The sequence below is a fragment of the Rhodococcus sp. MPR-R1B genome (assembly GCF_058793255.1).
This window is the reverse complement of record NZ_JBXAFO010000009.1, coordinates 19,443-42,084: the sequence shown is the minus strand read 5'-3', so window position 1 is coordinate 42,084 and position 22,642 is coordinate 19,443. Positions and strand designations below refer to the sequence as shown.

The 22,642-nt window shown below is 63.3% G+C and carries 22 protein-coding genes and 1 riboswitch; of the genes, 10 read left to right on the top strand and 12 right to left on the bottom strand.

The features are described 5' to 3' along the window. Positions 1-81 precede the first annotated feature (81 nt). The 4 genes from AC1Q61_RS14640 to AC1Q61_RS14625 all read right to left on the bottom strand — a co-directional run bounded on the left by AC1Q61_RS14640 (position 82) and on the right by AC1Q61_RS14625 (position 4,655). Positions 82-1,209, bottom strand: coding sequence for a glycosyltransferase family 4 protein (locus AC1Q61_RS14640; protein ID WP_003941734.1), 1,128 nt, complete (start codon positions 1,207-1,209; stop codon positions 82-84). 78 nt (positions 1,210-1,287) lie between these two features. Further along, on the bottom strand, positions 1,288-2,646 hold the full coding sequence (locus tag AC1Q61_RS14635; RefSeq protein WP_230691661.1) for a peptidase MA family metallohydrolase: 1,359 nt from the start codon (positions 2,644-2,646) through the stop codon (positions 1,288-1,290). 74 nt (positions 2,647-2,720) lie between these two features. Then, on the bottom strand, positions 2,721-3,773 hold the full coding sequence (locus AC1Q61_RS14630) for a C40 family peptidase (RefSeq protein WP_003941704.1): 1,053 nt from the start codon (positions 3,771-3,773) through the stop codon (positions 2,721-2,723). A gap of 324 nt (positions 3,774-4,097) precedes the next feature. Then, positions 4,098-4,655 (bottom strand): C40 family peptidase, encoded by a 558-nt coding sequence (locus AC1Q61_RS14625; protein WP_003941754.1) that lies wholly within the window; start codon positions 4,653-4,655, stop codon positions 4,098-4,100. A 14-nt stretch (positions 4,656-4,669) separates the two neighbouring features. Then, positions 4,670-4,848: riboswitch (cyclic di-AMP (ydaO/yuaA leader) on the bottom strand. 523 nt (positions 4,849-5,371) lie between these two features. On the opposite strand from AC1Q61_RS14625, the gene AC1Q61_RS14620 reads away from it, so the two are divergent. After that, positions 5,372-7,132 carry a DEDD exonuclease domain-containing protein gene (locus tag AC1Q61_RS14620; RefSeq protein WP_167349886.1) on the top strand — a complete coding sequence of 587 codons (1,761 nt, stop codon included), beginning with the start codon at positions 5,372-5,374 and terminating at the stop codon, positions 7,130-7,132. Between the two features lie 78 nt (positions 7,133-7,210). After that, the gene (locus AC1Q61_RS14615) at positions 7,211-7,486 is read left to right on the top strand and encodes an Lrp/AsnC family transcriptional regulator (protein ID WP_003941677.1); all 276 of its coding nucleotides are present in this window, start codon (positions 7,211-7,213) and stop codon (positions 7,484-7,486) included. 8 nt (positions 7,487-7,494) lie between these two features. On the opposite strand, the gene trpD is transcribed toward AC1Q61_RS14615, so the two are convergent. Continuing rightward, a complete protein-coding gene (trpD, locus tag AC1Q61_RS14610) occupies positions 7,495-8,586 on the bottom strand; it encodes an anthranilate phosphoribosyltransferase (RefSeq protein WP_042921851.1) in 1,092 nt (363 codons plus the stop codon). Between the two features lie 126 nt (positions 8,587-8,712). After that, positions 8,713-9,201, bottom strand: a complete 489-nt coding sequence (locus AC1Q61_RS14605; RefSeq protein ID WP_030537046.1) for a hypothetical protein — start codon at positions 9,199-9,201, stop codon at positions 8,713-8,715. Positions 9,202-9,328: 127 nt separating this feature from the next. Between AC1Q61_RS14605 and ctaE the strand changes: the two genes are divergently transcribed. From ctaE to qcrB, 4 genes are all read left to right on the top strand, one after another. Then, a complete protein-coding gene (ctaE, locus tag AC1Q61_RS14600) occupies positions 9,329-9,940 on the top strand; it encodes an aa3-type cytochrome oxidase subunit III (RefSeq protein ID WP_007730060.1) in 612 nt (203 codons plus the stop codon). A gap of 64 nt (positions 9,941-10,004) precedes the next feature. Beyond that, a complete protein-coding gene (qcrC, locus tag AC1Q61_RS14595) occupies positions 10,005-10,856 on the top strand; it encodes a cytochrome bc1 complex diheme cytochrome c subunit (protein WP_003941682.1) in 852 nt (283 codons plus the stop codon). Next, positions 10,853-11,995 (top strand): cytochrome bc1 complex Rieske iron-sulfur subunit, encoded by a 1,143-nt coding sequence (qcrA, locus tag AC1Q61_RS14590; RefSeq protein ID WP_007730058.1) that lies wholly within the window; start codon positions 10,853-10,855, stop codon positions 11,993-11,995. Before qcrC ends, qcrA begins: the two co-directional genes overlap by 4 nt. Before the next feature lie 59 nt (positions 11,996-12,054). After that, positions 12,055-13,659 (top strand): cytochrome bc1 complex cytochrome b subunit, encoded by a 1,605-nt coding sequence (gene qcrB, locus AC1Q61_RS14585; RefSeq protein ID WP_007730057.1) that lies wholly within the window; start codon positions 12,055-12,057, stop codon positions 13,657-13,659. A gap of 150 nt (positions 13,660-13,809) precedes the next feature. Here qcrB and AC1Q61_RS14580 read toward each other — a convergent pair whose 3' ends face one another. Beyond that, positions 13,810-14,106: an antibiotic biosynthesis monooxygenase family protein gene (locus tag AC1Q61_RS14580; protein WP_042921853.1), complete on the bottom strand. Its 297-nt coding sequence runs from the start codon at positions 14,104-14,106 to the stop codon at positions 13,810-13,812. A 66-nt stretch (positions 14,107-14,172) separates the two neighbouring features. On the opposite strand from AC1Q61_RS14580, the gene AC1Q61_RS14575 reads away from it, so the two are divergent. Beyond that, on the top strand, positions 14,173-14,562 hold the full coding sequence (locus AC1Q61_RS14575; protein WP_030537047.1) for a DUF3224 domain-containing protein: 390 nt from the start codon (positions 14,173-14,175) through the stop codon (positions 14,560-14,562). A 109-nt stretch (positions 14,563-14,671) separates the two neighbouring features. On the opposite strand, the gene AC1Q61_RS14570 is transcribed toward AC1Q61_RS14575, so the two are convergent. After that, positions 14,672-15,088, bottom strand: a complete 417-nt coding sequence (locus AC1Q61_RS14570) for a cytochrome c oxidase subunit 4 (RefSeq protein ID WP_003941723.1) — start codon at positions 15,086-15,088, stop codon at positions 14,672-14,674. Between the two features lie 39 nt (positions 15,089-15,127). Continuing rightward, positions 15,128-16,192: an aa3-type cytochrome oxidase subunit II gene (gene ctaC, locus AC1Q61_RS14565; RefSeq protein WP_030537048.1), complete on the bottom strand. Its 1,065-nt coding sequence runs from the start codon at positions 16,190-16,192 to the stop codon at positions 15,128-15,130. A gap of 319 nt (positions 16,193-16,511) precedes the next feature. Here ctaC and asnB point away from each other — a divergent pair, with 319 nt between their 5' ends. Next, positions 16,512-18,437: an asparagine synthase (glutamine-hydrolyzing) gene (asnB, locus tag AC1Q61_RS14560; RefSeq protein ID WP_003941790.1), complete on the top strand. Its 1,926-nt coding sequence runs from the start codon at positions 16,512-16,514 to the stop codon at positions 18,435-18,437. A gap of 63 nt (positions 18,438-18,500) precedes the next feature. On the opposite strand, the gene AC1Q61_RS14555 is transcribed toward asnB, so the two are convergent. From AC1Q61_RS14555 to AC1Q61_RS14545, 3 genes are all read right to left on the bottom strand, one after another. After that, a complete protein-coding gene (locus AC1Q61_RS14555; RefSeq protein ID WP_003941700.1) occupies positions 18,501-19,478 on the bottom strand; it encodes a carbohydrate kinase family protein in 978 nt (325 codons plus the stop codon). 197 nt (positions 19,479-19,675) lie between these two features. Next, entirely contained in the window at positions 19,676-20,026 is a 351-nt protein-coding gene (locus AC1Q61_RS14550; RefSeq protein ID WP_007730053.1) for a HesB/IscA family protein, read from the bottom strand. A gap of 150 nt (positions 20,027-20,176) precedes the next feature. Beyond that, positions 20,177-21,244, bottom strand: coding sequence for a glycerate kinase family protein (locus AC1Q61_RS14545; protein ID WP_042921856.1), 1,068 nt, complete (start codon positions 21,242-21,244; stop codon positions 20,177-20,179). 134 nt (positions 21,245-21,378) lie between these two features. On the opposite strand from AC1Q61_RS14545, the gene AC1Q61_RS14540 reads away from it, so the two are divergent. Continuing rightward, positions 21,379-22,035: a DUF3043 domain-containing protein gene (locus AC1Q61_RS14540; RefSeq protein WP_007730051.1), complete on the top strand. Its 657-nt coding sequence runs from the start codon at positions 21,379-21,381 to the stop codon at positions 22,033-22,035. 2 nt (positions 22,036-22,037) lie between these two features. Continuing rightward, positions 22,038-22,625 carry a bifunctional adenosylcobinamide kinase/adenosylcobinamide-phosphate guanylyltransferase gene (gene cobU / locus AC1Q61_RS14535; RefSeq protein ID WP_039973133.1) on the top strand — a complete coding sequence of 196 codons (588 nt, stop codon included), beginning with the start codon at positions 22,038-22,040 and terminating at the stop codon, positions 22,623-22,625. The last annotated feature ends 17 nt before the right edge of the window (positions 22,626-22,642 follow it).

Sequence of the window (22,642 nt, the reverse complement as noted above, 5' to 3'; positions counted from 1 at the left end):
TCCTCTGCCGACACGAACGTGCCGACATGAACGGCCCGCACCGAATTCGGTGCGGGCCGTTCGCGTTCGAGTCCCGTTTGCTCAGCCGAGGAGATTACGCAGTTTGGAAGCGAGCGTGTCCCACTTCCAGTCTTCGGCAACCCATGCCCGGCCGGCTGCTCCCATCGCGGCCGCGCGATCACGATCGGACAGCACCTCGATCACGGATTCGGCGACGTCGCGAACAGAGGTGCCGTCGACCACGAGCCCGGTCTTGTTCTGCTGCACCGTTTCCGGAGCGCCACCACTGCGCCCGGCGATGACCGGCACACCGGTAGCCGAGGCCTCGAGGTAGACGATTCCCAGTCCTTCGACGTCCAATCCGGCGCCTCGGGTACGGCACGGCATGGCGAACACGTCGGCGATCGTGTGGTGCGCCGCCAACTCTGCGGCGGGCACCGTGCCCGTGAAGACGACGTGATCGTCCATCCCGGTCTTACGCGCCAATTGGCGGAGATGGTCCTCGTACGGCCCACCTCCGACGATCACCAGTACCGCCCCGTCAATGCTCTTGCGTACGGTCGGCAGCGCCTTGATGAGCATGTCCTGCCCCTTGCGTGGCACGAGCCGCGACAGGCACAGGATCGTGGGCCGCTCGCCCAGCCCGTATCGCTTACGCAGTTCCGCGCGGGCGACCGAGTCCGGGTGGAACACTGACGTGTCCACTCCGGAAGGAAGGTGCTCGAGCGCCGCTTGCGGGCCGAAGGCCGCCGAGAACCGCCCACGGGTGTATTTGCTGACGAACGTCACCGCATCGGTGTGGTCACCGATCACACGCAACGACTGCCGCGCACCGGGAATCATCGACCATCCGACCTCGTGGCCGTGAGTACTCGCGATCACTCGGCTCGCTCCGGCACGTCGAACAACCGGCGCCAACAACGCCAACGGCGCTGCCGCACCGAACCAGACCGACTCGCAGTCGTGCTTCTTGACCAACTTCGCGGCTCGACGAGCGACAAAAGGCGACGGCAGCATCAGCGTCGTCGGGTGCCGAACGACCTCGAAAGGCTGTGCCGCATCGAACTTCTTGTGCGAGTCGCCCCGCCACCGCGGTGCGTACACCACCAACTTGTCCGGCGGCAGATGCCCGGCGAACGTGTGGAGATAGGACTGGATACCTCCGGGGCGAGGAGGAAAATCGTTGGTCACCAAGAGGGTCCGGCGCATCCGTCCACCGTAGGGCACTCGGTGCTTCAAACGTGCGAAGGGCACCTCGCCGCTGCAATCGACCCAGCCGCGAACCGCTCAGCCCAGATGGCTGTTGGTCCAGTCGACCCATCCGGCTCGCAGTTCCTCGGTTCCGACGCCAACGACCGCTCGGATCCGCGAATCGAGGTCTTCGGCAGTCATCTTTCCGGAGGCGAGAGCGCGAAAGAGGTCGGTCAGCTTTGCTTCTCCGAATCGATCGGCGATATACGCGTTGATCGACCACGCCGATTCGTACGCCAGTGAACTCACGACCGGTACACCGCTGAACTGCGTGTCGTCCGGAAACTCGGTCGGAGTATCGCCGGAGCGTACCGCTGCCGCCAGAGTCGGCGCGATCTCACCCCAGGCCCGCGAGGATCCACGGTTTCCCGCGTATTCGGCAAACCCTTCCAATACCCACATCGGCGACCCGTCACGGGTTTTCGATCGGGCGGCTATGTGCATCAGTTCGTGGCGCAACACCGTTCGCCTGGTGATGTCGGTCAACCTCGAAGCCGCGGCAGGCGAGAAGACCACCCGCTGGCCGCTCACGTCGGAAGACCCGTCCGCCGTCGCATCCGCGACCGACACTGCGGCAATCGAAGCGCCGTCGTGATGGGAGCCGACCAGTGCGGTGAATTCCTCAGCGGACCCCGCCACCATGAGCACCGCGCGCTCGGACCACCACGGCCCCCACAACTGCGTCGTGTTCTCGATGGCTGAGTCCACATCGGCAGCCAAAGCGTCGACGAACGCCTGCTGACCCGGGTGGCCGATCACCAGCGCGTTACCCGCAGAATTCTCGGCGACGGCAAGCGGGCCGAAGTCCCAGGGGCCGTTCCAGGATTCGCCCGCCGTTCGGGCGCCGTCCAGTCCGACGATCGACCCGTCCGCAAGAACCGACCACTGATCGCCGCGTTTCGCGAGTGTCATGGACACTGCCTTGCGCGTGGGCAATGCGTCGACGCCGTCGAGGGCGTACCGCAACAGAACTTGCGCATTCCATACTTCGACGTCTCCGCCCGGCGCACCGGTTCGCGGCGCCGGAGTCAGGCCGCCGCTGGGAATCTCGTATCCCCAGTCGGAGAATTCGAGCGCTCCCGCTGCAGTGGCTCGTCGAACTTCCGCCTCGAGCACACCGGGTGCGGCGGAACTGTCGACGAACTTCGCCAGCCCCGACGGATCGTCGGACATCTGAGCCGCGGCCCATGCATCGAGAAAGCTCTGGACTTGAGCGCTGCGTTCCGCGTCCTGTTCGGCGGCGGCGTTTTCGTCGGAATCGGACCTGTTCGTCAGGAAGATCGTCAGGCCCAGAACGAGCACCACGGCTACACCGAGCGCCACGAGGGCCGGATACTCCCAACGGCGTGGTCGATCTGCGCCGACGTCGGGCGTCGTCATCGGTTCAGTCGGCACGGTGCCGAGTGTAGGAGAACTCGACTCGACGCTTCACGGCGGCTGGCCACACGCCACTCAGGCGCAGCAAGCCGTCAGTAACGACGCGCAGTGGAGAACTCCATGCCTGCCATCGACTGGACCTTCACCGGTACGCCGAACGTCGACGCATGCAGAATGTTTCCGTCGCCGGCGTAGATGCCGACATGCGAGTTGTCGCTGTAGAACGTCACGACGTCGCCGGGCTGTAGTTGGTCCCTCGACACCGGTACACCGCCCTGCGCCTGCGCTTGGCTCGATCGCGGCAGAGTCTTTCCGATCTGCTTGTAGGCCCACACCACCAGACCTGAGCAGTCGAACTCGTTCGGGCCGGTCGCGCCCCAGACGTACGGGTCACCGATCCGCGTGAGGCCTGCCTGCAGAGCAGCAGCACCCGAGCCAGGGGTCAAGTTAGCCAGAATTTTGCTGAGATCGACATCCGGCGGGAAAGGCGTACCGCTCAGTTGGTTACGTTCGTCGTCGGTGAGATTCTGGAAGGCTTTGGTCACGTCGGCGATCTGCGTCTGCAGTTCACTCTGCTTGCGCTGCAAATCGTCACTGAGTGCGCGGGCTTGATCGGCGGCGGTTCGCGCTTCTTCGGCCGATCGCTTCGATGCTTCCGAGGCGGCACGCGCATCGGCAGTGGCTTGGTTGAACTGAGAGACCTGTACTGCCGCGTCGTTGGAAATCACGTCGAGCGCAGACATCTGGTCGAGCAACTGCTGCGGCGAGTCGCTCACCATCAACGCAAAGAGGCGATTGGTTCGCGCACCCTGGTAATTCGCTGTGGCAATACGGTTTACCGCCGGAGCGAACTCGGCGACGCGCGCCGAAGCCGCGTCGAGAAGACCCTGATCGGCTGCCGATCGCACGTCCGCATCATTCGCGACTGCCAGCTTCGCGTCGAGGTCGATCTGCGCGTTGTGCAGCGCTTCGTTGGTCTGCTCGGAAACCCGGGAGAGTTCACCGAGCTTGTCGAGCGCCTCGGTGGGGTTGGTGATGACGGGGTCGGCACCGGCCTGCATCGAAGGCCCTGCAACGAGTCCGAACGCCAGCACTCCCACTGTCAATGCGGCCCGTACTCGACTGTTGTTTTTCGATGAAACCACGGAATGCAACTCTCCGTCTCGGTGAAGCGACGCCGACCGGGGCCGGTCGACGATCTGTTAGCTGGCTGTCAACTATCCACAGTACCTGTCTCGGCCGCGCAATGTCTCGATAAGGTTACGGAACGGCATACGTTTGTGTCTACTCGCCGGTAGGCGTGTCGGGGTGAAGTACCGGGCGAATTGTCGCGAAACGAAAATGTGGGCCCCGAATCGAAGATTCGAGGCCCACATTCGAAGATCCGGAGCTCCCCCGAGCTCCGCCGCATCACAGCGGCGGATCGTTCCGACTGCCTACCGGAGACAGCCGTCGAGCGTGTTCAGAAATCAGTAACGGCGAGCGCCGTCGTACGGCATCGAGGACACCGGAGCGAGCTTCACGGGCTGACCAGCGGTCGACGCGTGGATGACATTGCCGTTACCGGCGTAGATGCCCGAATGCGATCCGCCGTAGAAGGAGATCACGTCGCCGACCTGAAGATCGGACTGTGCGACGGCAACGCCGGCTGCAGCCTGGTCGTAGCTCGTGCGAGGCAGGTTGAGACCGGCCTGCTTGTATGCCCACTGAACGAGACCGGAGCAGTCGAATGCGTCCGGGCCGGCTGCGCCGTACACGTACGGGGAGCCCAGCTTGCTCTCTGCGGCGCGAACTGCCTGCTCACCAACACTGGAGATGGGAGCGGCCGGTGCAGCCGGTGCGATGTCGGTGATGCCCGGAATGACCGGCAACTGAGGAATAGAAACGCCCGGAACCTCGAACGTGCCGACGCCGGGGATGGTGATGGGGTCTGCCGAGGCAGGTGCAGCGGTTGCAGCGAATGCTCCGACTGCGAGCGCGCCGGCTACTGCCAACTGCGCTGAACGCTTGAAACTCTGTGACGCCACTTAAGGGGTGCTCCATTTCTTCCATTCATCCGCCGACCGAGTTAGCTGACGGGTTCGGGCTGGGAAGATCAGCCCTACCCGCGTGGTCTGCAGCGATCCTGCGTGCTGCACCCCAGGCGGGATTCACCCCAGTGGAAACTTGGGTTCCCGGTTCGGGTTCCTCGCGGAGATCCCGATTAGGCGGTTCCTGACGATGCCGGTCCTGTCTGGTCCGGCAAGACTTCGTTAGGTCTCAGGAAGGTTACGAAATGATCGCGACGATGTCGACCGCTTCGTGACAATCGCGCCCGATTCGCCGGAAATCGCGGTGCCGCGCCCGCGATACGCCCGGCGGGTCACGGGGAGATAACAACAGGTCGGTTCGGCGACCCACTCCAGGCCGTCAAACCCGCGCCCGCTACCCACTGCCAAGGCTCACCAAACCCGACAATCCGATCTTCCATGCAGTTCAACGATGATTACTTGAAACTAGAACTTGTTCCGGTCACGGACGCGGTTTCAGCCGTCGACAGACGCACCGAAGACCCCCTCGACTCGCCCTACTCACAAGTAGGCGCGCGTCCACATTCGCGAGTTCCCACCGCAAGTGTGATCCTCGTCTCTCCTACTTTTGTCGGGCGTTCATCGACCGATTTTCGCAACGGAAGTCCGTGCGGGTCGGATTCCGTGTCTGCACTCTCGAATTCGTGTCGGGGGGTACTTCTACTGTCTGCGGTGTGAGTCCCGCCTCGGCCCGAGAATTTCCGTCTCCGCCCCCGTTCTCCGACGGGGAGAAGTTCGACGTCGGGCGGCAACTGAGCTTCGACGAACTGGACACACCGCTGAGCGAGACAACATTTGTCGTCGTCGACCTCGAGACCACAGGGGGCAGCGCCGACCAGGACTCCATCACCGAGATCGGCGCCGTCAAGATCCGCGGCGGCGAGGTACTGGGCGAAATGGCAACACTCGTCGACCCCGGCCGGTCGATTCCGCCGTACATAGTCGAACTGACCGGAATCACCACAGCCATGCTGATCGGTGCACCTCCCATCGAACGTGTCCTGCCTGCTTTTCTCGAGTTCGCCGAGGGCGCGGTGCTGGTGGCACACAACGCGCCGTTCGACATCGGTTTCCTCAAAGCAGCGGCGTCACGCAGCGCGCGCCCGTGGCCTGCGTTCCGTGTCCTGTGCACCGTCAAACTCGCCCGGCGCGTACTCACACGCGACGAAGCACCTTCGGTGAAGCTCTCCGCACTCGCCCATCTCTTCCAAGTGACCACCCAGCCGACGCACCGGGCTCTCGACGACGCGCGTGCGACCGTCGACGTCCTCCACGGACTGATCGACAGGGTCGGAAACCAGGGTGTCCACAGTTACAGCGAACTAGTCGACTACCTGCCCAACATTTCCTCGCATCAACGGGCCAAACGGTCCTTCGCCGCAAACCTGCCGCGAAGCCCCGGTGTCTACCTTTTCCGCGGTCCTTCCGACGAAGCCCTCTACATAGGAACTGCTACCGACCTTCGACGCCGCGTCCGCAACTACTTCACCGGTTCGGAGACCCGCGGCCGGATGAAGGAAATGGTCGCGCTGGCCACCCGTGTGGACCATGTCGAGTGCGCGCACGCTCTCGAGGCCGGGGTGCGTGAACTACGACTGCTGAGCGCGCATGCGCCGCCGTACAACCGTCGCTCCAAGTTTCCCAAGCGAGGTTGGTGGATCACCCTCACCGACGAGGCGTTTCCGAGACTGTCCGTGGTTCGCACGCCCACGGCCGATTCGATCGGCCCGTTCACCTCTCGCGCCGACGCAGTCGACGTCGCCGACACCGTCGCAGAGTTCAGTCGTCTGCGCACGTGTACCAAGCGTCTCGGACGCGGCGCCGTTCACGGCCCTGACTGCCCCGCTCGCGAACTGGGGGCGTGTCCAGCCTCCTGGACCCCGGAAATCAACGCAGAGGACTACGCGGCCGCCCCTGAGGCCGTGCGTGGATTCTTCCGAGGAACCAACGACGCTCCCCTCCAACAGATGCAGGCCCGGATCGACGAGCTGTCCGCACACGCGTTGTTCGAGAATGCTGCGCGTCTGCGTGACCGAACGGTCGCAGTCGCCACCGCAGTGCGGCGCACTCAGCGACTCGCTGCAGTCGCGGCGATCGAACAACTCGTTCTCGCCCGCCCCACCGGAGACGGCGGCTGGGAGCTGTCGGTGATCCGGTCCGGGCGTCTCGCGTCCGCCGGGCTCGCCAGACGTGGGACTCACCCGATGCCCGTCGTCGACGCCATCACCGCGGCGGCCGAAACCGTCCTACCGGACGACGCCCCGTTCCGCGGCGCGTCACCCGAAGAACTGGGACTGATCGCAAGGTGGCTCTCGTCGGACGGTGTCCGAATCGTGTCGGCGACATCCGGATACGTCGAACCTGTGAGCGGCGCCGGCAAGTGGGAAGCCTGGTGCCGACTCGCCCGAGCCGGAACCGAATCCGAACATCGATGACGTAACGGCGGGGCGGCACCCCTAAGCTCGATCGAAACCGCCGGGTCATCACAACCCGCAGGGAAATCGAGGAGAGAAATGATCAACGCCATCGTCATGATTCACGCCGAGTCCGCTCGGATCCCGGAAACCGCGCAGGCCGTCGCCGACCTGTCCGGAGTGACCGAGGTCTACTCGTGCGCAGGTGACGTCGATTTGATCGCCATCGTGAAAGTGCGTGACCACGCCCAGATCGCCGACGTGGTCACCGGAGGAATCAACAAGGTGCCCGGCGTTCTCCGAACCGCCACACACATTGCGTTCCAGTCATTCTCCAGCGCAGACGTCGAGGCCGGTTTCTCGCTGGGTGAATAGCCCCTCGATCAGGCTTGGTCGGCCAGCTCGGCGGTGAGCGCCGCCCACTTGTGAAGCAGTTCAGCGCCCGCGCCGCTGTCGATCGCGGCAGCGGCTGCAGTCATCCCGGCAGAGATCGCACTCTCGAGATCGTCGCCGACACCGTTGAATGCCGCGATGGCTGCTCCCGCGTTCAGCAGGACCGCGTCCCGGACCGGCCCCTTCTGCCCGGAAAGCAGCGTTCTGGCGACGGTGGCGTTGATTTCGGCGTCGCCTCCACGCAACTCTTCGAGAGGAACGCGGTCGATTCCGAGGTCACGCGGATCCAGCGTGACAGTTCGCACACTTCCACCGCCGACGATGTGAACCGTCGACGTCGTCGATGTGGTCAGTTCGTCCAGTCCGTCGTCTCCCCGTACCACCAACGCCGAATTGCCGCGCTGCGCAAGGACTCCCGCGACGACCGAGATCAGTTTCGGAAATGCGCACCCGATCAGCCCGGCACGCGGACGAGCCGGATTGGTCAGTGGACCGAGCACGTTGAATGCCGTCGGAATGCCGATTTCCTTGCGAGGCACCGCCGCAAAGCGCAGTGCGGGATGGAAGACCGGCGCGAAACAAAAGCCGATGCCGACCTCTTCGACGCACCTCGCAACCTGCTCCGGCCCGAGGTTGATGCGAACGCCGAGCGCCTCGAGCACGTCGGCGCCACCGCTCTTGGACGAAGCAGCGCGGTTGCCGTGCTTGACAACTCGCACACCGGACGCGGCAACCACGATCGAGGCCATCGTCGAGATGTTCACCGTGTTGGAGCGGTCACCACCCGTGCCGACGATGTCGACGACGTCGGAATCGACCGGCACGCGCCTGGAGTGTTCGAGCATCGCGGCGGCGAGCCCTTCCAACTCCGCGGGGGTTTCTCCCTTCATCTTCAGACCGACCCCGAAAGCAGCGATCTGAGCGGAGGTGGCGTTGTCCGACATGATCTCGCCCATAGCCCAGCGACTGTCGGCTTCCGACAAGTCACTGCCGTCCGTGAGCAAACCGAGAATCAACGGCCAGGACCGCACCACTGCACTCGAATCGACGTTCACGGCGTTGGATGCGTCGGTGCCGGCCATAGTGCCTTGGTCCCCTGTCGTTCAAGTGGGCTGGATTTCGAGCTGTCGTTTCGCGCTGCCATTTTGTGCTGCCGATGACCCTCGCAGCCTAGTCAGTGAGGTAAGGAGGAAACCGAATAGGGCCGCTCAGGACTTTCTGCGACCGCGTTTGGGCGGCGCCTCCGCAAGTATCGGGGGCTGGAGCGCGTCCCACCCGGCGACCGAACCACCGAGTCGCTGCGCCAGACCGGCCATTCGTGACCGCTCCTGGGAGCAATGCAGGGCGTCAAGCACCTGGACACGCTCGAAGACGACGCGAACCGAATTCTCGACCACCGGAGTCACGTCCTCGGGCCGACCCACGCCTCGCACATATCCGTCCTGGGCGACGATGCTCTCGGCATCGGCTACCGAGCCCTCCGGGAGGTCGAGATGATGCCGCAGAACCACTTCGGACTCCGCCCTGAACTCCGGCTCGGTGGAGGCGGCACGTTCGAGAGCCGTCGAGCTCGCCTCGGCGTCGTCGAAGCCTTCGGCAACGACGACCAGATCCGACCGCCCTGCATCGAGCGGTGTCGGAATCTTCGTGCCGAAAATTCTCAGGAACCACGGTCTACTCTTGTGTGTAGCTGCCATCGCGCCAGCATATTCCGACCACGCCACCAGCGCGTTCGCCGCCCGATCCCGCGAACTCGAGCCGAGCGACGCGCCGATGGTGGACCCGAGTGGTCGTCTCTTACGACGAAGCGTCATACTTCTGTCTGTGACGAGCGCAGTAGGGACTTCAGGATCGGCAATCACCCAACGCGTGCACTCGCTGAACCGGCCGAATATGGTCAGCGTTGGCACCATCGTGTGGTTGTCAAGTGAGCTCATGTTCTTCGCAGGGCTCTTTGCCATGTACTTCGTGGCACGAGCTCAGGCGAACGGAAATTGGCCGCCGGAGCCAACCGAATTGAACCTGTATCTGGCCGTGCCGGTGACCTTGGTGCTTATCGCATCTTCGTTCACCTGCCAGATGGGTGTCTTCGCGGCTGAGCGTGGCGACGTCTTCGGACTTCGTCGCTGGTACACCATCACCTTGGTCATGGGGGCGTTCTTCGTCGCCGGCCAGGGTTACGAGTACTACCACCTCGTGCACGAGGGCACCACGATTTCGAGCAGCGTGTACGGCTCGGTGTTCTACATGACCACCGGCTTCCACGGTCTGCACGTCATCGGCGGTCTCATCGCCTTCGTCTTCTTGATCGCACGTACCCGGGTCAGCAAGTTCACGCCCGCCCAGGCCACCGCCGCGATCGTTGTTTCGTACTACTGGCACTTTGTCGACATCGTGTGGATCGCGCTGTTTGCCACGATTTATTTCATCCGTTAATCAGCTGTACGCCCCAGGCAGCCCCTGACGTCCAGTTCCGTCCCGACATACCAAAGGGATACAGATGAGTTCATCCCCCCCTCCCGCATCCGATAACTCAGCGAATGCCGCGAAGTCGCGTCGCCAGCGGAAAATCCGCCGGCGCGTCACTGGCGCGCTCGTATTGATGATGGGATTGATCAGCGCAGGTTTCCTCGCTTCGGCGTTGACACCAGCTCCGCAGGTTGCGACCGCCAGTGACGATTCAGCAGCCCTGATTCGTGAAGGCAAGCAGCTGTACGACACGTCATGCATCACGTGCCACGGCGCGAACTTGCAGGGCGTGCAGGACCGCGGTCCCAGCCTCATCGGCGTCGGCGAAGCAGCCGTGTACTTCCAGGTCTCCTCTGGTCGTATGCCGGCAGCTCGCAACGAGGCCCAGGCTGCACGCAAGGACCCCAAGTTCGATGCTGCGCAGACCGACGCCCTCGGCGCTTTCATCCAGGCCAACGGCGGCGGCCCGACGCTCATCCGCGACGAGAACGGCGAAATCGCCCAGTCCTCGCTGCGCGGTGGCGACGTCGGACGCGGCAGTGAGCTCTTCCGGCTCAACTGCGCGTCGTGCCACAACTTCACCGGCCGCGGTGGCGCACTGTCCTCGGGCAAGTACGCCCCGGTCCTGGATCCGGCCAGCGAGCAGCAGATCTACGCTGCCATGGTTACCGGTCCCCAGAACATGCCGAAGTTCTCGGATCGTCAGCTGACGATCGAGGAGAAGAAGGACATCATCGCCTACGTCAAGTCGTCGGGCGAGTCGAAGGACCCCGGTGGGTACGGGCTCGGTGGCCTCGGTCCGGCCTCTGAGGGTCTCGCCATGTGGGCCGTCGGAATCATCGCTGTCGTCGGTGCAGCATTGTGGATCGGAGCAAGGTCATGAGCGACGCTGGCCAGCATGGCGGCGATACGCCTAAGAAGTACACAGATGAAGAGCTCGACGCGATGTCACGCGACGACCTGGTCAAGCTGGGTACCAATCTCGATGGCGTCGATGTCGTCTACCGCCGTGATCGTTGGTCGGTAAAGGGCACCAGGGCGGAAAAGCGCGCCGAGCGCAACGTCGCCTTCTGGTTCGGCCTCGCCGGCGTTTCGGCGATCGCGTTCATCGCGATCTACCTGTTCTGGCCCTGGGAGTACGCAGGCGCCGGTGACGAGAACTACGGCAAGTACAGCCTGTACACCCCGCTGATCGGCTTGACCATGGGTCTGGCGATCCTCGGCGTCGGCATCGGTGCCGTTCAGTTCACGAAGAAGTTCATCCCCGAAGAGGTCTCGATCCAGGACCGCCACGACGGTGGTTCCACCGAGGTCGATCGTCGCACGATCGTCGCCGAGCTCGGCGACACCCTCGAGACGTCCACCCTCCCCCGCCGCAAGGCCATCAAGCGCAGCTTGATGTTCGGCGGCGGCGCACTCGGCGTCATGATGGTCATGCCCCTCGGCGGACTCATCAAGAACCCGTGGGCCAAGGGCGACGACTCACCTCTGTGGGTGTCCGGCTGGACCCCGAACTACCCGGGCGAGACCATCTACCTGCGTCGTGACACCGGCCGTCCCGAGGACATCGTCCTCGTTCGCCCGGAAGATCTCGATGCCGGTTCGATGGAAACGGTCTTCCCGTTCCGCGAGTCCGACCGTGGCGACGAGCACGCTCTGCTCGCAGCACTGCGCGGCATTCGTAACTCGGTGATGCTCATCCGCCTCCGCACGGAAGACACCGCGCGTGTCACCAAGCGTAAGGGCCAGGAAAGCTTCAACTACGGCGATTACTTCGCCTACTCGAAGATCTGCACCCACCTGGGTTGCCCCACCTCGCTCTACGAACAGCAGAGCAACCGTATTCTGTGCCCCTGCCACCAGTCGCAGTTCGACGCACTGACCTACGGCAAGCCGATCTTCGGTCCCGCTGCTCGCGCACTTCCGCAGTTGCCTATTACAGTGAACGAAGAGGGCTTCCTGGTCGCCGACGGTGACTTCATCGAAGCACTCGGCCCGGCATTTTGGGAGCGTCGACCGTGACCACAACAACAACCAAACCGTCCAAGATCAGCGCGGCAGCGGCTGGACAAGCGGAGGCTATGGACTCCCGCTACCACCTCGCCGCAGGCATGCGCCGGCAGATCAACAAGGTCTTCCCGACGCACTGGTCCTTCATGCTCGGCGAGATCGCGCTCTACAGCTTCGTGATCCTGCTGATCTCCGGTGTGTTCCTGACGCTGTTCTTCGATCCGTCGATGGCACACGTCGTCTACCAGGGCGCATACCAGCCGCTTCGCGGTGTCACGATGTCTCGCGCCTACGAGACGACCCTGAACATCTCCTTCGAGGTGCGCGGCGGTCTCTTCGTTCGCCAGATTCACCACTGGGCTGCACTGATGTTCGCGGCGTCGATCATCGTTCACCTCGCTCGCATCTTCTTCACCGGCGCCTTCCGTCGCCCACGTGAAGCGAACTGGGTCATCGGCTGCCTGCTGCTCATCCTGGCGATGTTCGAAGGCTTCTTCGGTTACACCATCCCCGACGACCTGCTCTCGGGCACCGGCCTCCGCGCCGCCTTCGGTGGTATCACGATGAGTATCCCGATCGTCGGTACCTGGATGCACTGGCTGATCTTCGACGGCGACTTCCCCGGCGACCTCATCATCCCGCGTCTCTACGTCGCTCACGTGCTGCTGTTCCCGGGCATCATCCTGGCTCTGATCGCCGGCCACCTCGCGTTGGTCTGGTACCAGAAGCACACGCAGTTCCCCGGCCCCGGCCGTACGGAACAGAACGTCGTCGGCGTCCGCATCCTCCCGGTCTTCGCGATGAAGGGTGGCGCGTTCTTCGCCATGACCTTCGGCGTGCTCGCACTGCTCGGTGGTCTGTTCCAGATCAACCCCGTGTGGAACATCGGTCCGTACAACCCGTCACAGGTCTCGGCAGGTTCCCAGCCCGATATCTACATGATGTGGACGGACGGCCTTGCTCGACTGTGGCCGGCGTGGGAGATCTACCTGTTCAACCGGTACACGATCCCTGCAGTGTTCGCCGTCGCCCTGATCATGGGCCTCGTCTTCGCACTGTTGATCGCGTACCCGTGGATCGAGAAGCGTCTCACCGGAGACGACGCTCACCACAACATCCTGCAGCGCCCGCGCGACGTGCCGGTCCGTACCGCTATCGGTGCGATGTCCATCGCGTTCTACCTGGTGCTCACGATCTCCTGCATCAACGACATCATCGCGTACCACCTGCACATCTCGCTGAACGCAATGACGTGGATCGGCCGTATCGGCATGGTCATCCTTCCGCCCATCGCGTACTTCGTGACGTACCGGTTCTGCATCGGCCTGCAGCGCAGTGACCGTGCAGTCCTCGAACACGGCATCGAGACCGGCATCATCAAGCGGATGCCGAACGGCCAGTACATCGAGATCCACCAGCCGCTCGGCCCCGTCGACGAGCACGGACACCCGATCCCGCTCGAGTACCAGGGTGCTGCTGTCCCGAAGAAGATGAACAAGCTCGGCCTCGCCGGCAAGCCCGGTAGCGGTAGCCTGATCACCGCTGACCCAGTCGAGGAGAGCGAGGCTCTCGAAGCCGCTCATCACGAAGCTGAGCACGAGCAGCTTCAGATCCTTCTGGACTACCAGAACCGAACCAACGGCAAGTCCGATGGTTCAAGTGGAGAACTCCACTAAGAACGTCAGTTGACCAGTGAGGCCCCGAACCGGATTCCGGTTCGGGGCCTCACTCGTTCTCTGAGCGATTCAGTATGGACAAACCTCCAAGTGGGCACCACTCCCCCGGTTCGTTGTCTGAGCGCCGACAACAGCGGGCACTACGCCTTACTAGACCTCGAACAGAGTTGAATAGTGCTCCACCGTCGGGAACGGCTCGTAGAAGTGATGGAGAAGTTCTCGCCACTTCTCGTATCCCGTGGACTGACGGAAGCCGATGGTGTGTGACTCCACGTCTTCCCACTCGACCAGCAGGAGATATCGCTCCGGTGATTCCAGGCAGTGCGAGAGCCGCAGCCTGATGAATCCGGGAACCTCGGAGATGATGGTTCGGGCCACGTCGAATGCGGCCTCGAAACGCGCTGACTGCGACGGATCGACCTGCAGGACGGCATGTTCGAGAATCATCTACGGAGTGTTGCACGTTCTCGGGAGTCCCCTCGAGGCGTTGTCGCCTGGTGAGATACTCGGACCATGACATCCCATGCACGCGGCACCTTCGAGATCGATCTTCGCCCCGCCGATCCTGAGCTCTCCGGACGCGTCGGACGCTTCGAGTTCGACAAGACGTTCATCGGCGGCGTCGAAGGCACGTCGTCCGGCCTGATGCTGTCCGCGGGCGATCCGACAGCCGGTGCAGCGGGCTATGTCGCTTTGGAGTTTGTCACGGGGCAGGTCGACGAAGCTGTGGGATCGTTCGCCCTGCAGCAGTTCGGTCAGATGATCGACGGAACGCAGAAGCTTCTGTACGAGATCGTGCCGGGGTCCGGAACCGGCGAGTTGAAGGGCATCGCAGGCACTCTCGAGCTGGAGGTCGTCGACGGTCTGCACCGCTACGACCTCGAATACTCGCTCCACGATTGACAGAGAGCGGTTGTTGACAGGCACTCTCCTACCACCGAAACTCACATAAACGACAACAGAGGCGCCGTACCCGGGTGGGTGCGGCGCCTCTGTTCGAGTGCGGCTGAAACTAGTGCTTCTCGGGTCCGGTGTAGTACTCGAACACCAGGCCTGCGGCTGCGGCGAGCACACAGACAACTGCGACTGCGATGAGCCACGGCTGGAAGTACGCCAGCGACACTGCCGCGAGTGCAGCAGCAGCGGCAAGCAGGATCGGCCAGAAGCTACCCGGGCTGAAGAAGCCCAGTTCTCCTGCACCATCCGAGATTTCAGCGTCGTCGTAGTCCTCGGGACGGGTGTCCAGACGACGGGCGACGAAGCGGAAGTAGGTACCCACGATGAGCGTCAGACCTGCAGACAGGACGATGGCCGTCAGTCCGGCCCACTCGATACCTGTGCGTGACAGAGCGGTGAACACTCCGTAGATGATCGCGACGAGAATGAAGAACATCGTCAGGATCTCGAAGAGCTTGGCTTCGATCTTCATATCAGCACTTGTCCTTGTTCAGTGAAGAGGCTGGCCGGCTCAGTTGCCTGCAGTGGCGACGGTTGCCTGACGGTACTCGCGGTCGGTGTTGAACGGCGTGGTCGACGTAGCCACCGGCGACTGACCGATTGCCTGCAGAGCCTCAGCGGTCGTCAGACCACCCTTGCCCTCCGCGTCACCCTTGCGCAGTTCGATGTACTTGGCGAAGTCCTCGGGCGAAACCGCACGAACCTCGAAGTTCATCATCGCGTGGAACGTGCCACACATTTCTGCACAACGCCCGACGAACGCGCCTTCCTTCTCGATCTCACTGATCTGGAAGATGTTGTCCGAGTGGTTCTCCTTGGGGTTCGGGAGAACGTCGCGCTTGAACAGGAACTCAGGCACCCAGAAAGCGTGGATGACGTCCGAGGAAGCAAGTTCGAACTGGATCCGCTTGCCGGTGGGCAGAACGAGGATCGGGATCTCCTGGCTGGAGCCGACGGTCTCGATCTTGTCGTAGTGCAGGTAGCTCAGGTCCTCGGTGCTGTTGCCGTGGATCGGGCCGGGGACTTCTTCCCCGTGTTCGTTCACGGTGGAACCCTCGGTCTTTGCAGCCTCTTCGGCCTCGACGTCGATTCCGTTGTACTTGGCGGAGCCGTCACCGAACTCGATGGAGCGGTAGCCGAACTTCCAGTTCCACTGGAAGGCCGTGACGTCTACGACGACGTCAGGATTGTCCGTCTTGTCCAGAACATGGTTCTGAACGATGACGGTGAAGTAGAAGAGAACCGCGATGATGACGAAGGGAACTGCCGTGTAACCGAGTTCGAGCGGCACGTTGTATGCCGTCTGACGCGGGAATTCCGGCGAGTCCTTCTTCTTGCGGTGGAAGATGACGGCCCAGAAGACCAGCCCCCACACCAGCACACCCATGACGAGGGCGGCTACAACCGACCACGTCCACAGCTCACGCATGCGCGTCGCCTCCGGGGTGATGCCCGAAGGCCACCCGAAACGAAGCACTTCGTTGTCGATGGAGCAACCCGACAGCAGCAAGGCAGCAATGCCCAGAGATACTGCCAGCCCCGCTCGCCGAAGGATCCGACCTTGCGCCACGTTCACGCCTTCCTGATCGCCACAAAATTCAACTAGGGCATGCCCGGAGGGAAGGCCCAATTACTACGCAGCGTAGACCAAAGCCGGGCGCTATCCATCCTCGGGTCCTCGCCCGTGTCGCGGCGGACGTCACACAGCTCTCTCAGGTGCTGCTCAGGAACGGCTCAGGTCGTTTCGGCGACGCACATCACGTCGATTCGTTCCGCCGCGATCGGCAGGGACGTCGATCTGCGGCATACTTTCGTCAAGAGTTCGTTGACCTCTCCCCGACACTCGTGTCCGGGAGCCTTCTGTACAAAAATTCTGAATCGAGGAACCGGACGCTGTGTGTGGACTGCTCGGGCTACTGACATCTGGCGGAACCAGCGAGGACGCCGTCTCGCGGGTCGACCAGGCGATGCATTGCCTTCGTCACCGCGGGCCGGACGAACACGGGACGTGGAACGACGATCACCTCGTCTTCGGGTTCAACCGCCTGGCGATCATCGACATCGCTCATTCCCACCAGCCGCTGCGTTGGGGCCCACCGGAGAACCCGGAGCGTTATGCGCTCACGTTCAACGGCGAGATCTACAACTACTTGGAGATCCGCGCCGAACTGGTCAAGGACCACGACGCCAAGTTCTTCACCGAGGGCGACTCCGAGGCCATCGTCGCTGCATTCCACTACTGGGGTGAGGACGCGGTCCGGCGCCTGCGCGGAATGTTCGCGTTCGCGATCTGGGACACCGACACACGCGAGCTGTTCATCGCGCGCGATCCGTTCGGGATCAAGCCGCTGTTCATCGCGACCGGCGCCGGTGGCACCGCGTTCGGCAGCGAGAAGAAGAGCCTGCTCGAACTCACCGATCTGATCGGCATCGGTACCGAGCTGGATCCGCGTGCCATCGAGCACTACACCGTTCTGCAGTACGTACCGGAGCCGGAAACACTGCACAAGCAGATCCGCCGCCTGGAGTCGGGCAGCTTCGCTCGGGTGCGTCCGGGCGAGGAGCCCACGTTCACGCGGTATTTCACGCCGAAGTTCCCGGCCAAGCCTTTTGCACCTGGCACCGAGAAGGCGCGCTACCAGGAAATCGCCGAGGCACTCGAGGATTCGGTCGCCAAGCACATGCGTGCCGACGTCACCGTCGGTTCGTTCCTGTCCGGCGGTATCGACTCCACGGCGATCGCGGCGCTGGCGATGCGCCACAACCCCAACCTGATCACCTTCACGACCGGTTTCGAACGTGAGGGCTATTCCGAGGTCGACGTCGCTGCAGAATCTGCCGCAGCGATCGGCGCGAAGCACGTTGTCAAGGTGGTCTCCCCCGCCGAGTTCGCCGCTGCCATTCCCGAGATCGTCTGGTACCTCGACGACCCGGTAGCCGATCCGGCATTGATTCCGCTGTGGTTCATCGCGAAGGAAGCGCGCAAGCACGTCAAGGTCGTGCTGTCCGGCGAGGGTGCCGACGAGCTGTTCGGCGGCTACACGATCTACCGTGAGCCGTTGTCGCTCAAGCCTTTCGAGTACCTCCCCAAGGGATTGCGTCGAGCTGCAGGCAAGTTGTCCGAACGCATCCCGGACGGCACTCGTGGCAAGAGTCTGCTCAACCGCGGTTCCTTGACGCTCGAGGAGCGCTACTACGGAAATGCTCGTAGCTTCAACGACGCTCAGCTCCGCGCCGTCCTGCGCGATTTCCGCCCCGAGTGGACTCACCAGGACGTCACTGCGCCGATCTACGCGCAGTCACGGGACTGGGATCCGGTTGCGCGGATGCAGCATCTCGACCTGTTCACCTGGCTGCGCGGCGACATCCTCGTCAAGGCAGACAAGATGACGATGGCCAACTCGCTGGAACTGCGTGTGCCGTTCCTCGATCCCGAGGTCTTCGACGTCGCGTCACGCGTACCGCTCGATCAGAAGATCACGAAGGACACGACCAAGTACGCACTGCGCCAGGCCCTGGAAGGCATTGTGCCGCACCATGTTCTGCACCGCGCGAAGCTCGGATTCCCGGTTCCCCTGCGCCATTGGCTGCGCGGCACCGAACTCTTCGACTGGGCACATCTGCAGATCGAGGAGTCGGGAACCGACCACATCTTCGACAAGCAGGCCGTCGTGAAGATGCTCAACGATCACCGCGAGGGCGTGTCCGACCACAGCCGACGCCTGTGGACCGTCCTGACCTTCATGGTCTGGCACGGAATCTTCGTGGAGAAGCGCATCGTGCCGCAGATCCAGGAGCCGGTGTACCCGGTCAATATCTAGGCCTTCGGCCCCGTGAGCGGTTAGGGAGTCTCCGAACTCCTCAACCACTCACGGGGCGGAGCCCTACTTCGGCAGGATCGTCGCGATCTCGTCCGCTGCCGCGCTGCCGTATGCGTCGGTAAGGCGCTTGAGTGCCTCGTCGCGATTGAACACCCACTCCTGCGTTCCCACGGTCTCGAGAATCAACACAGCGACCAAAGATCCCAACTGTGCAGCACGCTCGAAGCTCAGACCGGCGCCGTGTGCGAGCAGGAACCCGGCGCGGAAGCCGTCGCCAACGCCCGTCGGATCCACCTTGCCGGTCTCGGGCACTACGTCGACGCGCACCCAATTACCTTCGGCGTCAACAATTTCCACACCCTTGGAGCCGAGGGTGGTGACACGGATGCCGACCTGCGCGCGGATCTCTTCCTCGCTCAGACCAGTCTTCTGCTGAAGCAGACCCCATTCGTACTCGTTGGTGAACAAGTACTTCGCGCCGTGAATGAGCGCCTTGGCCTCGTCACCGGACAGGCGGGCAAGCTGCTGCGACGGATCCGCTGCGAACGGAATCCCGAGCAGACGGCATTCGTCGGTATGGCGAACCATGGCCTCGGGATCGTTGGCGCCGATCAGTACCAACTCGACTGCGCCCGCAGTCTTGGCCACTGCCGCGAGTTCGATCTCGCGAGCCTCGCTCATCGCACCGGGGTAGAACGACGCGATCTGCGCCATGTCCTCGTCGGTGGTGCACACGAAACGCGCCGTATGTGCCTTGTCCGAGATACGGACCGCGCTGCAGTCGACGCCGTTGTCCTCGAGCCACGTGCGGTACTCGGCGAAGTCGGCACCGACTGCGCCGACGAGTAGCGGGGACCCACCGAGCACGCCCATGGCGTAAGCGATGTTGCCGCCGACACCACCGCGGCGAATCACGAGATCGTCGACCAGGAAACTCAGCGAAACGTGGGCGAGCTGATCGGCGAGGAGCTGATCGGCGAAGCGGCCGGGGAAGCGCATCAAGTGGTCGGTGGCGATGGAACCGGTTACCGCAATAGTCACGGATCGTGGCCTTTCAGCGAAGTGAGTACAAGAATGAAAAGAGGAGCAAAAGTTCACGTTACCGCCCGTAGCGCCGTCATCGGCGTCCGAGCTGTCGGATCGGAACGGTCTACGTACGAGTCACCACAAACAACTGACGCGAAACCGAATGTCGGTTCCGCGTCAGTTGTTCGTGAATTGAGTTGTGATCGACAGACTCAGTTGAACGAGTCACCGCAGGCGCAGGAGCCTGTTGCATTGGGGTTGTCGATCGAGAAGCCCTGCTGCTCGATGGTGTCGAGGAAGTCGATGGACGCACCTTCGACGTACGGCGCGCTCATCCGGTCGACAACCAGGTTGACGCCGTTGAAGTCGACAGTGAGGTCACCGTCGAGCGTGCGGTCGTCGAAGAACAGCTGGTACTTCAGTCCGGCACAGCCGCCGGGCTGCACTGCAATACGCAGCGCGAGGTCGTCGCGACCCTCCTGATCGAAGAGTGCCTTCGCCTTGGCGGACGCGGCCTCGGTCATCTTGACGCCGTGGGTGGCGGTCTCGTTCTGCACAGTCATGGGCTCTCCCTAATGTTCGTACCAACCCGTGAACGCTTCAACGGTACGCCGCTGCCGACTTATTCCCGCCAGTCCTTTACCGGGTGCGATTCGTCTTCATCCTATCCGGTCTTCCAGACACGGCAACGGCGCGTCGACGCTTGTGGATCCTCACCTCCGGACGCCGCGCCAGAAGTTCCACTCGCGTGCCGTGTGTTCGGCGAGTCCCTCGAGACACGCCGACGCCTCCTCCATCGCACGTTCCACCGACCCGGCGAAATCCGTCACCGACTTCGCCGCGACTATCGAGGTCGACGCATAGTCCGCCTCGTCGAGCGTCACCTGGCCGGCAAAGACGAGCGTCGGAACGCCGTGCGCTGCCCCCGCCGAAGCGAGCGTTGTGACGAGTTTGCCGCGCAGAGATTGGTGGTCGAACTTGCCTTCGCCTGTGATCACCAGGTCAGCGGAAGCCAGTAGCGCGGCCTGTCCGGTGCGATCCGCGACGACGTCGGCCCCGGATCGCCGCTGTGCACCGAGCGCAAAGAGCGCGGCACCGATACCACCCGCGGCGCCGGCACCCGGAAAATCCGACACTCGTTTTCCGGTGGCGGACTCCAACTGTTCGGCCCATCTCGCGTTCCGCGCTTCGAGGACAGCGACGGCTTCGGCGTCGGCACCCTTTTGCGGGCCGAACACCGCTGCCGCACCGTGCTCGCCGAGAAGTACGTGTTCTACGTCGGTGGCGGCGACCAACTGAGTGCCTGCCGTAGCCGCCGCTGCAACCTCCAGGCCGCCCAGCGCCTCCACCAGTCCACGTCCCCCGTCGGTGCAGCAACTCCCACCGAGTCCGACGACAACCGTCTTCACGCCTGCCTCGAGCGCGACAGCGATCAGCTCTCCCACACCGAGACTGTGCGCGGCGAGTGCGGTGTCCCGCGTCGGCGGACCTCCGAGCAGGCCGAGCCCGACGGCCTCGGCGGACTCGATGTACGCCGTGTCCGAATCGAACAGCCACGTGGCGTCGACGGCGGCGGCCAAAGGCCCGGACACCCGTGCAGTCCGGATGTCGCCCCCGGCCGTGGCCAAGACGTCGACGAATCCCGGACCACCGTCGGATTGTGGCGCGGTGACGACGTCGTCGCCGGGTCGACCGCGCCGCCAGCCGGCAGAAATGGATTCGGCCGCCGCGACGGCAGTCAGGGTTTCGCCGAATGAATCCGGAGCAACTATTACCCGCATAGCCGAAGTCTAAGAGTCGCGAATGACCCCGATGTTTCACGATCTCGCGCGTTTCAGTGCCTCGGGCGATTGGGTTTTTCAGAAAGACCGAGGTCGGTTTCCCAGACCGTGCACTTATCCAATAGCCTGGAGGTGTGAAATTGCTACGCCGCGGTGACTCAGACAACTCCGACAAACGTGACGTCGAGGGCACTGAGGCATCCTCGGCCTCCGAAGAGGCGCCCATCGAGCAGGTGGGCAAGGGCCGCCCCACACCCAAGCGTCGTGACGCCGAGGCGAAGAGGCGTGGCCCCGTTGCCCCTGCCCCGCTGACCGCGAAGGAAGCCCGCGCCCGCCGCAAGGCGACCCGCGGCTCCAAGGAGGACCGCAAGGCCGAAGCCGCCGAGCGTCGCGCATCGTCGGCAGACCGCCGCGCCCGCATGCTCGCCGGCGAGGACAAGTACCTGCTCCCCCGCGACAAGGGACCGGTTCGCGCCTACGTCCGTGACTTCATCGACGCTCGCCGCAACCTCGTCGGGCTGTTCATGCCGCTCGCGTTGATCCTCATCATGACCATGTTCGTCACGCCCGCGCTCCAGCAGATCGTCACACTGGCAATGCTCGTGATGATGCTCTTCATGGTCGGTGAAGGCATCTGGCTCGGTCGCATGATCAACAACCGCGTCGCCGAGCGCTTCCCCGACAGCACCGACGGCGGATTCAAGCTCGGCTGGTACGCGTTCGTTCGCGCGTCGCAGATCCGTAAGCTGCGCGCACCGAAGCCTCGTGTGGGGCCGGGCGACGCAATCTGAGCGTGACGAACACGTATAGAACATTGGTCCTCGGCGGCGCGCGGTCTGGTAAGTCCGCGCACGCCGAGGATTTGGTTTGTGCAGGCCACTTACCCGAAAGTTCGGCACCGGTCCGGTACCTGGCGACAGCCAGACGTGATGTCTCCGACGCAGACTGGGAGAGCCGGATCGACCAGCACCGCAACAGACGGCCCTCCCATTGGTCGACGGTCGAAACCGCAGATGCCGGTGACCTCGCGGCGCAACTCGAAAGCGATTCACACACAGCGACGTTGGTCGACGATCTGGGAACGTGGCTGACCGCGGAACTCGATCGGCAAGGCGCCTGGGACGCACCGCGCGGCACCGTCACGCCCGCGGCGGACAGCCTGGTCGCCAGTGTCGAGAACTACCGCGGACACCTGGTGCTGGTCAGCCCCGAAGTGGGTTTGGCCGTCATCCCCGAGACGCGGTCCGGACGATTGTTCCGCGACGAGATCGGCACTCTCAACGCTCGTATCGCCGCGGTGTGCGATCGTGTCGTACTAGTGGTTGCAGGGTTACCGCTCATCTTGAAAGATACTGCTGCACAACCGGAAGGCACGATGTGAGTACCGAGGCCAATCCA